The following is a 12,639-nucleotide window of genomic DNA, read 5'->3' as shown; positions in this document are numbered from 1 at the left end:
GGCCGCCATGCGATGCGTCCTCGTCCTTGGTGCCGTGCTGCTGGCCGCTTGCGGCGAGCAGCCGGCCGACAACCTCGCCGATGCCCTGGCCGCCGATCGCGTGCGGCTCAAGGCATTGCGCGCGCAATGCGCGGCCGACCGGCAGGCCACGGGCGAGGACGCTTGCCGCGCCGCCGCCGAAGCCTTCCGGCGGCGCTTCTTTTCCGGCGAGGCCGGGCCGGATGAATACCAGACGCTGGCCGACCTGCCGCCGATCCCGCCCAGCTTCGAGGAACCGGAGGGCACGCCATGAATGACGTGACCATCATCGACCAGTTCCTCAACACCTTCGCCACCTACATCGACTCGGGTTTCGGGCTGCTGCGCGGCGAAGTGGCGTTCCTCACGGCCACGCTGATCGTCATCGACATGACGATCGCCGGGCTGTATTGGGCCATGAGCCACGCCACCGGCCAAGGCGATGACGTGATCGCCAAGCTGCTGCGCAAGGTGCTCTACGTCGGTGCCTTCGCCTACATCCTCAACAACTTCAACTGGCTGGCCAGCATCGTGTTCCGCTCGTTCGCGGGGCTGGGCATCACCGCCACCGGCTCGGCCATCACGATGGAGAACTTCTTGCAGCCGGGCCGGCTCGCCAAGACCGGCATCGACGCCGGGGCGCCGATTCTGGAGCAGATCGGCGAGATGGCGGGCTTCCCCGAGGTGTTCGCCAATCTCGATCCCATCGTGGTGATGTTCCTCGCGTGGCTGGTCGTGGTGCTGTGCTTCTTCGTGCTGGCGATCCAGCTTTTCATCACGCTGATCGAGTTCAAGCTGACCACGCTCGCCGGGTTCGTGCTGGTGCCGTTCGCGCTGTGGAACAAGACCAGCTTTCTCGCCGAGAAGGTGCTGGGCAACGTCGTGGCCGCTGGCATCAAAGTGCTGGTGCTGGCTGTGATCGTCGGCATCGGCTCGGGCCTGTTCGCGCAGTTCCAAGTCCACCCCGCCGAGCCGAACATCGACCACGCGCTGGTCATCATGCTGGCCTCGCTCACCTTGCTCGCGCTCGGGATCTTCGGCCCCGGCATCGCCACGGGCCTTGTGTCCGGCGCGCCCCAGCTCGGCGCGGGCGCGATGGCCGGTGCCGCCGTCGGCGCGGCCGGAACGGCAGTGGCTGTCGGTGCTGCCGCGACGGGCGTGGGCGGCGCGGTGGCCGCTGGCGCGCGCATGGCCCCGGCTGCCGCCAAGCTGGCCGGCAGCGGCGCGCGTGCCGCCACGTCGGCGGCTGGCAGCGCGAAGTCGGCGTTCCAGGCGGGTTCCGCTGCCGCCGGCGGCGGTGCCAAAGGCGCGATGGCGGGCTTGGGCAACGTCGCCAAGACCGGCGCGCAGTCTGCCGGACGCGCTGCCGCATCCCGCGCTTCCGCTGCCGGGCAGCGCATGGCCGCACCGTTCCGCGCGGGCTGGAACGGCGACGCTGGCGCGTCAGCCGGCCAGGCCGCCACCAGCGAAGCGCCGGCAGGCGCTGCCGCTGCACAGGCGCCCGAGCAGCCCGCTTGGGCCAAGCGGCTGCATCGCCGCCAGCAGCTCACCCACGCCGCGACCACCGCTGCCCACGCGCTGCGCGGTGGCGACGGCGGCGGCTCCGGGCAAGGCCCGAGCCTGCGCGGCTCCGACGACTGACGCGATTCACAAGGAGAACTGACCATGCGATTCAAGAAACCGCAGGTGCGCTACGCCGACACGCCGCAGCCTGCCACGCCGTACCAAACCGCCGGCCAGGTGTGGGACGACCGTATCGGCTCGGCCCGCGTCCAGGCCAAGAACTGGCGATTCATGGCCTTCGGCTGCCTCACGCTCGCGCTGCTGATGGCCGGCGGACTGGTGTGGCGCTCGGCGCAATCCATCGTCACGCCCTACGTCGTGGAGGTGGACAACGCGGGCCAGGTGCGCGCCGTGGGCGAAGCCGCCACGCCGTACCGGCCCAACGATGCGCAGACGGCGCACCACATCGCGCGCTTCGTGACGCTGGTGCGCTCGCTGTCCATCGACCCCATCGTCGTCCGCCAGAACTGGCTGGACGCCTACGACTACACGACCGACAAAGGCGCGGCCGTGCTCAACGACTACGCGCGGGTCAACGACCCGTTCGCGCGCATCGGAAAGGAGTCGGTGACGGTGCAGATCACCAGCGTCGTGCGTGCCAGCGACACGTCTTTCAACGTGCGCTGGACGGAACGCCGCTACGTCAACGGCGCTGCGGCGGGCCTGGAACGGTGGACGGCCGTGGTGTCCATCGTGCTCCAGCCGCCGCGCACCGAAGAACGCCTGCGCAAGAACCCGCTGGGCATCTACGTCAACGGCCTTTCCTGGAGCCGCGAGCTGGATTCTTCCGAAGGAGCAAAACCATGAACCTGTCTTTCCGCTTTTACGCTTTGCCGTTGATGCTTGTTGCCCTGGCGGGCTGCGCCACGCAAGGCAAGCCGCCGCCGACCATCTCGCTCGATGAGCCGGTGCCGGTGCAGGCCCAGCCGATGCCGGAGCCGCCCGCGCCCGTGGAGGTTGTGGCCGTGCCCGAGGTGCTGCCGATGCCGGCGCAGTTGATGCCGGCACCCGAGGCCGAGGACGCCAAGCCCACGCCCGAGCCGGCCGACGAGAAGGTGCGCGTTTCACGCGCCAATGCCGAGGCGCGTGTCGCGCCCACGCGCGAGGGCTACGTCAACGCGATTCAGGTGTGGCCCTTCACCGATGGCGCGCTGTATCAGGTCTATGCGGCCGTGGGCCGGGTGACGATGGTTGCCTTGCAGCCGGGCGAGGAGCTGGTGACGGTGGCCGCCGGCGATACCGTGCGCTGGATCGTGGGCGACACGTCCAGCGGCAGCGGTGCCGACTTGCGCGTCAACGTGCTGGTCAAGCCGATCCGCTCGGGCCTCAAGACCAATCTGGTCATCATCACCAGCCGGAGGACGTACCTGCTGGAACTGACTTCCACGGAAAAGACGTGGATGGCGTCGGTGTCCTGGGAGTACCCGCGCGACCGGATGCTGGCCTTGCAGCGCCAGGCGCAAGCGGCCAGCGCCGCCGCGCCGGTGGATAGCGGCCTGTCGCTGGAGAACCTGCGCTTTCGCTACGCGATCGGCGGCAGCAATCCGTCGTGGAAGCCGCTGCGCGCTTTCGACGACGGGCAGAAGGTCTATATCCAGTTCCCCGCCGGCATCGCGCAAGGCGAACTGCCGCCGCTGTTCGTGATCGGGCCGGAAGGCGACGGGCAACTGGTGAACTACCGCTTCCGTTCGCCGTACTACATCGTGGATCGCCTGTTTGGCGCGGCAGAGTTGCGCCTGGGCGGTGACAAGGGCGACGTGGTGCGGATCGAGCGCACGGATGGCGTGGCACGGAGGAACTGACCATGAGCCAGGACGATACCCCCGACCTCGCCACGCGGCAGGCAGGCAAGGTCGCGCCCGAGGCGGTGGCGCTTCGCGCCCAGCCGCGTGCCGTGACCCGGTTGAACCGGCGCACGCTGGCCGTCCTCGTCGGCGGCCTGTCGGTCGCCGTGCTCGGGGCCACGATCTGGTCATTGCAACCGCACCGGCGCGGCGCGGGCGAGCAGACCGAGCTTTACAACGTCGATCGCGTCTCGAAGTCCGAAGGGCTGGACGGCCTGCCGTCCGACTACTCGAAGCTGCCGCCGAAGGTGCCCGAGCTGGGGCCGCCACTGCCGGGCGATCTTGGCCCGGCCATCGTGAACTCGCAGCAGTCCGCCGTGGCCGCTTACGCGGCCCCCGGCCACGATCCCAACGACGCCTTGCGCAAGGAGGCGGAAGCCGCAGCGGCTTCGTCGGTGTTTTTCCGCTCGGGCGGCCAGGGCCAGGCCGCCGCCACGGCCACGGTGGCGCCGCCGGGTGTGCCTGGTGCTGCCAACACGCTCGCGGCCTTCGACCCGCTCGCGGCTGGGCCGGCCTCGGCGGCGCCCCAGCCTGCCGATCCGACAGCTGTGCAAAACCGGCAAGACCAGAAAGAGGCGTTCCTGAAAGGCGGCTCTATGGAAACCCGCAATTCCGGAAACCTGAAAATGCCGGCCTCGCCGTATCAGGTCATGGCCGGAACGGTGATTGCGGGCGCGCTGGTGACGGGCATCAAGTCGGACTTGCCAGGCGACGTGATCGCCACGGTGACGGAGCCGGTCTATGACTCGGCCACGGGCAAGTTCCTGTTGATCCCGCAGGGGTCGCGCATCCTGGGTAAATACAACAGCCAGGTCAGCTACGGGCAGAGCCGCGTGCAGGTGGTGTGGAACCGGGTCATCCTGCCCGATACGTCCTCGCTGACGCTCGACAACCTTGTCGGCACCGATCCAGCCGGCTACGCCGGCCTGGAAGACGACGTGGACTGGCATTGGAATCGCATCGTCGCGGGCGCCGTGCTGACGACGCTGCTGGGCGTAGGCGCCGAGTTGGCCGCGCCAGAGAACCGCCAGGACGGCAACCGCATCGTCATCGCGGGGCGCGACAGCGCCCAGGACAGCATCAATCAGGTGGGTCAGGAGATCACCCGGCGCAACATGGACATCCAGCCGACGCTGACCATTAGGCCGGGCCTGCCGGTTCGCGTCATCGTGAACCGGGATCTGGTGCTGCGGCCGTGCCAGCCGCTGTTCTTCAACCGGGGAGCTTCCCAATGAACACGAAGAAACTGCGGCTAGGGCCGCTGCCCAAGACCGAGAGCGTCAAGCTGACCTTTGCCTGCCCGGCCAGCTTGAAAGCCGACCTCGACCGCTACGCCGCGCTGCACGCGCAGGCGTATGGCGAGGCCGTCGATGCCGAGAAGTTGATCCCGCACATGCTGGAGGCGTTCATGGCGGGGGATCGGGGATTCAGGAAGGGCACCACGACGCGGAGCGTGCCGTCCAAGCCGACGTGATGGCCCTCGAAGCCTGCCCAGCAACATCCATCGAACGCGCAGCCCAAGGCTGCGCGTTCTTCATTCTGGATGCCGCCAAGAGCCGCCTGGGCTATGATGACAAGACAAGCCCGCCGTCCCTCGGCAATCCAGCACGACACAGTGCGATGTGGCTTTCTCTCCCAACGCTCCTATGTGGCTCCTAGCCCACGAAGCCACACCGCGCCAAAGTGGCCGAGAAAAGAGCTAACCTACTGTCCCATATACGGTTTCAAGTCCTGCGTGATTTGCACAAAGGACTTGACACCAGAACTTTTTTGTGCCTGCTCGAAATGAAGAGTTTCAACTGCATGGGTTCGCGGCCTCACTGCCCAGTGGGCTGATGGACAATTGCGCGCATTGGCCTTTATCCACATTGCAAAAGCGCCAGGTGCGGGGCGGCGTTGGTGGTTGCGCAAGCGCTTGCAACAGCTGCTGTTCCATCAGGCGACAGGCATCCGGGCCAGAAAACATGAAGGTGACGGGCTCGCCTGGCAACCCCTCTTGCGGCATGGCAGCGAGGGCCTCATTGCTGGGAGGGCGCGCGCTGTCCGCTGCTGCCTTATTGGGTAATGGGCTGTAGAACGACTTGTAGTTGAAGTTGAGTGTCAGGAAAAACAGCGCGGTCAGGAAGAACGGAAAGCCCACCAGGAACCAGGTATAGAGCTTCTGGCTGGACTCGCTGAGAAAGGGCAGTGTGGCCAGGGCGGAGGCTTCGATGATCCCGGCGAAGATGGCAATGATCGTCAGCGGGGCGACAGGTTGTGCTTGGGTCATGGTGGCTGCCTCCAGCGGTTTTGCCCATCTTTGCCTTACTGCGCCGGGCAACTAAAGACTGGACTGCTTCCCGGTGCGCGACAACGGGCAAAGTCCCTGATCCACGCTTCACCCCGAAGTCGGGAAGGGGTGTTTCAGCCCCTGACAGTCTGTGCTCAAAGTGCAACTGGCCACCGGGTACACGCCTGTAATCGGTAATAAGGAATTTGTTTGTTACAACCATAGTCGCGATGTGTAGGAAGTTTCCGCAACTATTGTAGGTTTTGTCTGCACATGAGTTTCGTCGGCAAATCGCCGCGCCATCGGTCGTTCTGTCAGTTATCTTGGCGTGCCAAAGCCACAACAGTGAATGAATGGATGTCGCATGAATAAAGTGCTTATCGTTGATGATCATCCGGTCATACGTCTTGCCGTGCGCATGCTGATGGAGCGGCATGGGTATGACGTCGTGGGGGAGACCGACAATGGGGTGGCTGCATTGCAGCTGACGCGGCAACACCTGCCGGACATCGTGGTGCTGGATATCGGTATACCGAAGCTGGATGGCCTGGAGGTGATTGCCCGCATGGCCAGCTTCAGCCCAGGCAGCAAGGTGCTGGTACTGACGTCGCAGGCACCCGGCAATTTTTCGATGCGCTGCATGCAGGCGGGGGCGGCGGGTTATGTATGCAAGCAACAGGAACTTACCGAGCTGTTGAGCGCAATCAAGGCAGTGCTCTCGGGCTACAGCTACTTCCCCAACCAGGCCCTGCATGCGGCCCGGGGCAGGGGCACGGGCAGCGAGGTGGACATGGTCAACCGCCTCTCGGCCCGGGAGATGACCGTGTTGCAACAGTTGGCGCGCGGGCGTTCGAACAAGGAAATTGCCGACAGCATGTACCTGAGCAACAAGACGGTCAGTACCTACAAGTCACGCCTGCTACTCAAGCTCAATGCACGGTCGCTGGTAGACCTGATCGAGTTGGCGCAACGGCAAGGCCTGAGCTGAGCACAGGCCATGAAGCCTCCGGGCAGGAGGCTTTGCCAAGGTGGGGCTACAGGTCGTAATCGAAATCGGCAAGTTGTTTCTGCAGGCGCCGTTCTTCGAGCAAGTTGTCGATGGTGCGGCGTTTGCTGAGGTTGGTTTTTGCAGATTCCACCGGGGGCTCCGCGTCATCTTCTACGGCAACAAAATCATCTTCGATCGACAGGTCGTCTTTATCGGTACTCATGAGTCGCTCCAAGCCAAGGGGCCGTTGGCCGACCTTATAACCAGAAAGCAGGCGCTGGTAAAAAAGATTTTTTCAATCGCCTGCAGTGGTTTTCAGCTATCCGCTCAATCGTCTGAAGTTTTGTGCTTGTACTCGCACAGGTCTTCGATCCTGCAGCTGCCGCACCTTGGCTTGCGTGCCTGGCAAACATAGCGGCCATGGAGAATCAGCCAGTGGTGGGCGTCCAGCAGGTAGTCCTTGGGTACGAACTTGACCAGTTTCTTTTCCACTTCCAGCACAGTCTTGCCCGGCGCTATGCCCGTGCGATTGCTGACCCTGAAAATATGCGTATCGACGGCCATGGTCGGCTGGCGGAACGCCGTGTTCAGCACCACGTTCGCCGTCTTGCGGCCGACACCTGGCAGTGCCTCCAGCGCTTCACGGGTCTGGGGTACCTGGCTACCGTGACGCTCGATCAGTAAGCGGCAGGCTTCGATGACGTTCTTGGCCTTGCTGTTGTACAGCCCGATGGTCTTTATGTATTCGCTGAGGCCTTCGACGCCCAGGGCATAGATGGCCTCGGGGGTGTTGGCGACGGGGAACAGGCGCGCCGTAGCCTTGTTGACGCCGACGTCGGTCGATTGCGCGGACAGTGTCACTGCCACCAGCAATTCAAATGGCGTGGTGTAGGCCAGTTCGGTTTTCGGGTCAGGGTTGTCTTCATGCAGCCTGCGAAAAATCTCCAGGCGTTTGGCGGCGTTCATGAATCAGAGCTTTCCTTGATGGCGCGCACAGGCCGGGATTGCCCCGGCCCGCCGCAGAAGCCAACGGGGCTGCCAGGCAGCCCCCACGGTCAATTACTTGATGCGCTGGCCTGGCTTGGCGCCGCTGTCCGGGCTCAGCAGGTAGATTTCTTCACCACCAGGGCCTGCCGCCATGACCATCCCCTCGGACACGCCAAAGCGCATTTTCCGCGGTTTCAGGTTGGCGACCATCATGGTCAGGCGGCCTTCGAGCTTGGATGGGTCCGGGTAAGCCGACTTGATGCCGGAGAACACATTGCGGCGTTCGTCCCCGATGTCCAGGGTCAGCTGCAGCAGCTTGTCCGCACCCGCCACGGCTTCGGCCTTGACGATCAGTGCCACACGCAGGTCCACGGCGGCAAAGGTGTCGAACTCGATTTCTGCCGACAGCGGGTCCTTGGCCAGCTCGCCGTTGCCTGCCGGGGCCTTGGGTTCGGCGGCCAGCAGGTCTTCCTTGCTGGCGGCGACCATGGCTTCGACCTTGGCCAGCTCGATACGGCTCATCAGCGCCTTGAACGGGTTCAGCGTGTGGTTTTCCAGGCGCGACAGGTGGTCGTTCCAGGTCAGCGGGGCCACATTGAGGAAGGCCTCGGCGTCGGCAGCCAGCAGCGGCAGTACCGGCTTGAGGAAAATCACCAACTGGCGGAACAGGTTGATGCCCTGGGCGCAGATCGCCTGCACTTCGTCCTGCTTGCCCTCCTGCTTGGCCAGGGACCACGGCGCCTTGTCGGCGATCCAGGCATTGGCACGGTCGGCCAGCGCCATGATTTCGCGCATGGCGCGGCCGAAATCGCGGCCTTCGTAGGCCTCGGCAATGGACGGGGCGGCAGCCAGGAAGGCTTCGGTCAGTTCAGGCGCGGCATCACCGCTAACCATCACGCCCTGGTTACCCTTGTGGATGAAGCCGGCACAGCGGCTGGCGATGTTGACTACCTTGCCAACCAGGTCAGAGTTGACCTTCTGCACGAAGTCTTCCAGGTTCAGGTCGAGGTCGTCGACGCCGCGGCCCAGCTTGGCGGCGTAGTAATAGCGCAGGTACTCTGGCTGCAGGTGGTCGAGGTAGGTACGGGCCTTGATGAACGTACCCCGCGACTTCGACATCTTGGCGCCGTTGACGGTCAGGTAACCGTGCACGTTGACGGCGGTCGGCTTGCGGAAGCCCGCGCCTTCGAGCATGGCTGGCCAGAACAGGGCGTGGAAGTTGACGATGTCCTTGCCGATGAAATGGTACAGCTCGGCCGTGGAGCCCTCGCGCCAGAACGCATCGAAGTCCAGTTCCGGGCGGCGCGCGCAAAGGTTCTTGAAGCTGGCCATGTAGCCGATAGGCGCATCGAGCCAGACATAGAAGTATTTGCCCGGCTCACCCGGAATTTCGAAACCGAAGTACGGCGCGTCACGGGAGATGTCCCATTCCTGCAGGCCGGAGTCCAGCCATTCGGCCAGCTTGTTGGCGACTGCGTCCTGCAGCGTGCCGCTGCGGGTCCACTGTTGCAGCATGGCCTGGAAGTCGGGCAGCTTGAAGAAAAAGTGCTGCGAATCGCGCAATACCGGGGTGGCCCCGGAAATGGCCGACTTGGGGTTCTTCAGTTCGGTCGGTGCGTAGGTGGCGCCGCATTTCTCGCAGTTGTCGCCGTACTGGTCTTCGGCCGCGCACTTCGGGCAGGTGCCCTTGATGAAACGGTCGGCCAGGAACATGCCCTTTTCCGGGTCGAAGTACTGGGTCACCGAACGGGTGGCAATGTGCCCGGCCTCACGCAGGCGCGTGTAGATGAGGCTCGACAGCTCACGGTTTTCTTCGCTGTGGGTGGAGTGGAAGTTGTCGAAGTCCACCAGGAAGTCGGCGAAGTCGCTGCTGTGTTCGGCCTGGACGTTGGCAATCAGCTGTTCCGGGGTGATGCCTTCCTTTTCCGCGCGCAGCATGATGGCCGAGCCGTGAGCGTCGTCGGCGCAGACGTAAATGCACTGGTTCCCGCGCAGCTTCTGGAAGCGTACCCACATATCCGTCTGGATGTACTCCAGCATATGGCCAAGGTGGATCGATCCATTGGCATAGGGCAGGGCGCTGGTGACGAGAATCTGGCGTGGCTCGGACATGGTGGCTCGGCTACTTATCTGGCTCGGGGTAAAAATGAGGGTGATCGGCCACTATAAAGGGCTGGCGAAGATATTTCACCCCGCAAGCGCATCTGCTGATGATTGACGGGTTAGGATAGGCGCCTGTTTTACATTCAGTTTGCCAATGGGAGTCTCCATGAGTGCCGTCACCCGTGCCGCCATCGAAGGCGTGCTTCGCCAGTACACCGACCCCTACCTGAACCAGGACCCGGTCAGCGCCGGCTGCGTGCGCGCCATCGATATCCAGGGCGGGCATGTCAGCGTGCAGTTGCAGTTGGGCTATGCCGCCGGGCTGTTCAAGAACGGCTGGGCCCAGGTGCTGCAGACCGCCATCGGCAACCTCGAGGGCGTCAGCGGCGCCCAGGTGTCGATCGACTGCGTGGTTGCCGCGCACAAGGCCCAGGCCCAGGTGCCGGCCATGGCCAACGTCAAGAACATCATCGCCGTGGCCTCGGGCAAGGGTGGCGTGGGCAAGTCGACCACCGCCGCCAACCTGGCCCTGGCGCTGGCCCGCGAGGGTGCCCGGGTGGGTATTCTGGATGCCGACATCTATGGCCCCAGCCAGGGCGTTATGTTCGGTATCGCCGAAGGCACCCGCCCGCAGATTCGCGAACAGAAGTGGTTTGTGCCGATCAAGGCGCATGGCGTGGAAGTGATGTCCATGGCGTTCCTGACCGACGACAACACGCCGATGGTCTGGCGTGGCCCGATGGTCTCGGGTGCGCTGCTGCAGTTGGTGACCCAGACCGCGTGGGACGACCTGGACTACCTGGTGATCGACATGCCCCCGGGCACCGGTGACATCCAGCTGACCCTGGCCCAGAAGGTGCCGGTGGCCGGGTCGGTGATCGTTACCACACCACAGGATCTGGCCTTGCTCGATGCCCGCAAGGGTGTGGAAATGTTCCGTAAGGTCAACATCCCGGTACTGGGCGTGGTCGAGAACATGGCCGTGCACATCTGTTCCAACTGCGGCCATGCCGAGCACCTGTTCGGCGAAGGCGGTGGCGAGAAACTGGCCAGCCAGTATGGCGTCGATCTGCTGGCCTCGCTGCCACTGTCGATGGTCATCCGCGAGCAGGCCGACAACGGCAAGCCGACCGCCATTGCCGAGCCGGAAAGCCAGATTGCCATGGTCTACCAGGAACTGGCGCGCCAGGTAGGGGCGCGGATCGTGCTGCAGGAAGCTGCAGCGCCGGCGATGCCGAGCATCACCATCAGCGAAGATTGACCTGAGAGCGAGCCGCCTGCTTTGCGGGCATGCCCGCTCCCACAAGGACTGCACAGCACTTGAAGCTGCGCGATCCCTGTGGGAGCGGGCGTGCCCGCGAAGAAGCCAGCGCCGAATTTCGACCAAGCATAAAAAACCCGCCAGAAGGCGGGTTTTTTGAAAGCTAGGAAGCTAGATCGGCTTAGGCGATCTGAACTTCTTCAGCCTGCATGCCTTTCTGGCCGCGGGTAGCGACGAAAGTAACAGCCTGGCCTTCTTTCAGGGTTTTGAAGCCGTCAGCTTGGATGGCTTTGAAGTGCACGAACAGGTCGTCGCCCGACTGAGGGGTGATGAAGCCGTAGCCTTTCTCATCGTTGAACCACTTAACAACACCGGATTGACGGTTGGACATTTTTCTGTCTCCTTGGACAATTTGATAACGGTCAGGAAACACCCTGACCGGGACTGAGCGCAAAGAGAGCAGAAAATTCAGCGATGGGCCGATCAGGATCGTGCATCAAACTAGAGATTCTCGGTGTCACGTGCAGCACAGTGGCGCCACCTTACCCCACTTTCCGCAACCTGCCAATGGTCTGAATGCGGTTTAGGCAAATTCGGATCGACGGCGGCTGCAAGCCGCGCCCGACGCGGGGTGAGGGATGGAACTTTAACCTGGGCGCCGGGACCGGTAAGATGCGCACCACGTTTTCCACCACGCAACTCTTCAGGACACCCCGCCATGAGCATCAAATCGGACAAGTGGATTCGCCGCATGGCGCAGGAACACGGCATGATCGAGCCGTTCGTCGAGCGCCAGGTGCGCGGCGAGCAGGACAGCCGGGTCATCTCTTTCGGTGTTTCCAGCTACGGCTACGACGTGCGCTGCGCCGACGAATTCAAGGTGTTCACCAACATCAACTCGGCGACCGTCGATCCGAAAAACTTCGACGCTGGCAGCTTCGTCGACATCAAGAGCGACGTGTGCATCATTCCGCCGAACTCGTTCGCCCTGGCGCGCACGGTCGAGTACTTCCGCATTCCGCGCGACGTGCTGACCATCTGCCTGGGCAAGAGCACCTACGCCCGTTGCGGCATCATCGTCAATGTCACCCCGCTGGAACCTGAGTGGGAAGGCCACGTTACCCTGGAATTCTCCAATACCACCACGCTGCCGGCCAAGATCTATGCCAACGAAGGCGTGGCGCAGATGCTGTTCCTGCAGTCTGACGAAGCGTGCGATGTGTCGTACAAGGACCGCGGCGGCAAGTACCAGGGCCAGCGCGGCGTGACCCTGCCGCGGACCTGAGCCGACGAGCGCGGGGAATTACCTGCGCTTTTGCCACTCCAACGAAGTACGCCGGTGTTCATGATGTGCATCGGTTTCGTCAGGAGCAGCCAATGAAACTCCATCCCGCAATCAGTGCCAAGCTGGCAGGTCTGCAGCCCAACCACATCGGGTTGTTGCCCTGGTCTTTGCTGGCGCATCCGTTGCCCATGCAGGCCGGGGGCGTGCCCCATCAGCCTGACCCCGATACGCCGCAGCCTGCGCAGCCAGGTGAATCCCCACCCATGGAGCCGGGCGAGCCGACCTTGCCTGACGAGCCTCCCCCAGCGCCTGTAGCGTGAT

15 protein-coding genes are annotated in these 12,639 nt (G+C 63.8%); 10 read left to right on the top strand and 5 right to left on the bottom strand.

Going from position 1 to position 12,639, the window contains the following annotated elements; genetic code table 11:
- Positions 1–7 precede the first annotated feature (7 nt).
- Genes FPB55_RS19830 through FPB55_RS19805 form a run of 6 tightly spaced genes read left to right on the top strand, consistent with a single transcriptional unit; the run spans position 8 to position 4,899 of the window.
- A complete protein-coding gene (locus FPB55_RS19830; RefSeq protein WP_008786757.1) occupies positions 8–292 on the top strand; it encodes a hypothetical protein in 285 nt (94 codons plus the stop codon).
- Entirely contained in the window at positions 289–1,659 is a 1,371-nt protein-coding gene (trbL, locus tag FPB55_RS19825; RefSeq protein ID WP_021221531.1) for a P-type conjugative transfer protein TrbL, read from the top strand. The genes FPB55_RS19830 and trbL overlap by 4 nt, the downstream gene beginning before the upstream one ends.
- A gap of 24 nt (positions 1,660–1,683) precedes the next feature.
- Positions 1,684–2,388 carry a conjugal transfer protein TrbF gene (gene trbF / locus FPB55_RS19820; protein ID WP_008786883.1) on the top strand — a complete coding sequence of 235 codons (705 nt, stop codon included), beginning with the start codon at positions 1,684–1,686 and terminating at the stop codon, positions 2,386–2,388.
- On the top strand, positions 2,385–3,383 hold the full coding sequence (gene trbG / locus FPB55_RS19815; RefSeq protein WP_008786882.1) for a P-type conjugative transfer protein TrbG: 999 nt from the start codon (positions 2,385–2,387) through the stop codon (positions 3,381–3,383). Before trbF ends, trbG begins: the two co-directional genes overlap by 4 nt.
- A 2-nt stretch (positions 3,384–3,385) precedes the next feature.
- On the top strand, positions 3,386–4,660 hold the full coding sequence (locus FPB55_RS19810) for a TrbI/VirB10 family protein (RefSeq protein WP_008786881.1): 1,275 nt from the start codon (positions 3,386–3,388) through the stop codon (positions 4,658–4,660).
- Positions 4,657–4,899, top strand: a complete 243-nt coding sequence (locus FPB55_RS19805; protein ID WP_008786880.1) for a DUF2274 domain-containing protein — start codon at positions 4,657–4,659, stop codon at positions 4,897–4,899. Before FPB55_RS19810 ends, FPB55_RS19805 begins: the two co-directional genes overlap by 4 nt.
- Before the next feature lie 321 nt (positions 4,900–5,220).
- On the opposite strand, the gene FPB55_RS19800 is transcribed toward FPB55_RS19805, so the two are convergent.
- Entirely contained in the window at positions 5,221–5,694 is a 474-nt protein-coding gene (locus FPB55_RS19800) for a hypothetical protein (RefSeq protein ID WP_009684565.1), read from the bottom strand.
- 364 nt (positions 5,695–6,058) lie between these two features.
- Between FPB55_RS19800 and FPB55_RS19795 the strand changes: the two genes are divergently transcribed.
- A complete protein-coding gene (locus FPB55_RS19795; protein WP_009684566.1) occupies positions 6,059–6,682 on the top strand; it encodes a response regulator transcription factor in 624 nt (207 codons plus the stop codon).
- A gap of 46 nt (positions 6,683–6,728) precedes the next feature.
- On the opposite strand, the gene FPB55_RS26420 is transcribed toward FPB55_RS19795, so the two are convergent.
- The 3 genes from FPB55_RS26420 to metG form a co-directional block, all read right to left on the bottom strand.
- The gene (locus FPB55_RS26420; protein ID WP_009684567.1) at positions 6,729–6,905 is read right to left on the bottom strand and encodes a hypothetical protein; all 177 of its coding nucleotides are present in this window, start codon (positions 6,903–6,905) and stop codon (positions 6,729–6,731) included.
- 104 nt (positions 6,906–7,009) lie between these two features.
- Entirely contained in the window at positions 7,010–7,648 is a 639-nt protein-coding gene (nth, locus tag FPB55_RS19790; RefSeq protein ID WP_009684568.1) for an endonuclease III, read from the bottom strand.
- A gap of 93 nt (positions 7,649–7,741) precedes the next feature.
- Positions 7,742–9,781, bottom strand: a complete 2,040-nt coding sequence (metG, locus tag FPB55_RS19785) for a methionine--tRNA ligase (protein ID WP_144189139.1) — start codon at positions 9,779–9,781, stop codon at positions 7,742–7,744.
- 157 nt (positions 9,782–9,938) lie between these two features.
- Between metG and apbC the strand changes: the two genes are divergently transcribed.
- On the top strand, positions 9,939–11,033 hold the full coding sequence (apbC, locus tag FPB55_RS19780; protein WP_009684570.1) for an iron-sulfur cluster carrier protein ApbC: 1,095 nt from the start codon (positions 9,939–9,941) through the stop codon (positions 11,031–11,033).
- Positions 11,034–11,214: 181 nt separating this feature from the next.
- Here apbC and FPB55_RS19775 read toward each other — a convergent pair whose 3' ends face one another.
- Positions 11,215–11,424: a cold-shock protein gene (locus tag FPB55_RS19775; RefSeq protein ID WP_003254922.1), complete on the bottom strand. Its 210-nt coding sequence runs from the start codon at positions 11,422–11,424 to the stop codon at positions 11,215–11,217.
- Positions 11,425–11,751: 327 nt separating this feature from the next.
- Here FPB55_RS19775 and dcd point away from each other — a divergent pair, with 327 nt between their 5' ends.
- Positions 11,752–12,318: a dCTP deaminase gene (dcd, locus tag FPB55_RS19770; protein WP_009684571.1), complete on the top strand. Its 567-nt coding sequence runs from the start codon at positions 11,752–11,754 to the stop codon at positions 12,316–12,318.
- A gap of 92 nt (positions 12,319–12,410) precedes the next feature.
- Positions 12,411–12,638, top strand: coding sequence for a hypothetical protein (locus FPB55_RS19765; RefSeq protein WP_054914202.1), 228 nt, complete (start codon positions 12,411–12,413; stop codon positions 12,636–12,638).
- Position 12,639: the final 1 nt, after the last annotated feature.

This window comes from Pseudomonas sp. BJP69, from assembly GCF_007633355.1.
GTDB lineage: Bacteria > Pseudomonadota > Gammaproteobacteria > Pseudomonadales > Pseudomonadaceae > Aquipseudomonas > Aquipseudomonas juntendi.
Note: the sequence above shows the minus strand (reverse complement) of the source record. Positions and strands in the feature narration are given on the sequence as shown.

What these genes read in the sequence shown, in the direction of transcription:
- FPB55_RS19830 (WP_008786757.1), top strand. Translation starts at nt 8, where the DNA reads ATGCGATGCGTCCTCGTCCTTGGTGCCGTGCTGCTGGCCGCTTGCGGC.
- trbL (WP_021221531.1), top strand. Translation starts at nt 289, where the DNA reads ATGAATGACGTGACCATCATCGACCAGTTCCTCAACACCTTCGCCACC.
- trbF (WP_008786883.1), top strand. Translation starts at nt 1,684, where the DNA reads ATGCGATTCAAGAAACCGCAGGTGCGCTACGCCGACACGCCGCAGCCT.
- trbG (WP_008786882.1), top strand. Translation starts at nt 2,385, where the DNA reads ATGAACCTGTCTTTCCGCTTTTACGCTTTGCCGTTGATGCTTGTTGCC.
- FPB55_RS19810 (WP_008786881.1), top strand. Translation starts at nt 3,386, where the DNA reads ATGAGCCAGGACGATACCCCCGACCTCGCCACGCGGCAGGCAGGCAAG.
- FPB55_RS19805 (WP_008786880.1), top strand. Translation starts at nt 4,657, where the DNA reads ATGAACACGAAGAAACTGCGGCTAGGGCCGCTGCCCAAGACCGAGAGC.
- FPB55_RS19800 (WP_009684565.1), bottom strand. Translation starts at nt 5,694, where the DNA reads ATGACCCAAGCACAACCTGTCGCCCCGCTGACGATCATTGCCATCTTC.
- FPB55_RS19795 (WP_009684566.1), top strand. Translation starts at nt 6,059, where the DNA reads ATGAATAAAGTGCTTATCGTTGATGATCATCCGGTCATACGTCTTGCC.
- FPB55_RS26420 (WP_009684567.1), bottom strand. Translation starts at nt 6,905, where the DNA reads ATGAGTACCGATAAAGACGACCTGTCGATCGAAGATGATTTTGTTGCC.
- nth (WP_009684568.1), bottom strand. Translation starts at nt 7,648, where the DNA reads ATGAACGCCGCCAAACGCCTGGAGATTTTTCGCAGGCTGCATGAAGAC.
- metG (WP_144189139.1), bottom strand. Translation starts at nt 9,781, where the DNA reads ATGTCCGAGCCACGCCAGATTCTCGTCACCAGCGCCCTGCCCTATGCC.
- apbC (WP_009684570.1), top strand. Translation starts at nt 9,939, where the DNA reads ATGAGTGCCGTCACCCGTGCCGCCATCGAAGGCGTGCTTCGCCAGTAC.
- FPB55_RS19775 (WP_003254922.1), bottom strand. Translation starts at nt 11,424, where the DNA reads ATGTCCAACCGTCAATCCGGTGTTGTTAAGTGGTTCAACGATGAGAAA.
- dcd (WP_009684571.1), top strand. Translation starts at nt 11,752, where the DNA reads ATGAGCATCAAATCGGACAAGTGGATTCGCCGCATGGCGCAGGAACAC.
- FPB55_RS19765 (WP_054914202.1), top strand. Translation starts at nt 12,411, where the DNA reads ATGAAACTCCATCCCGCAATCAGTGCCAAGCTGGCAGGTCTGCAGCCC.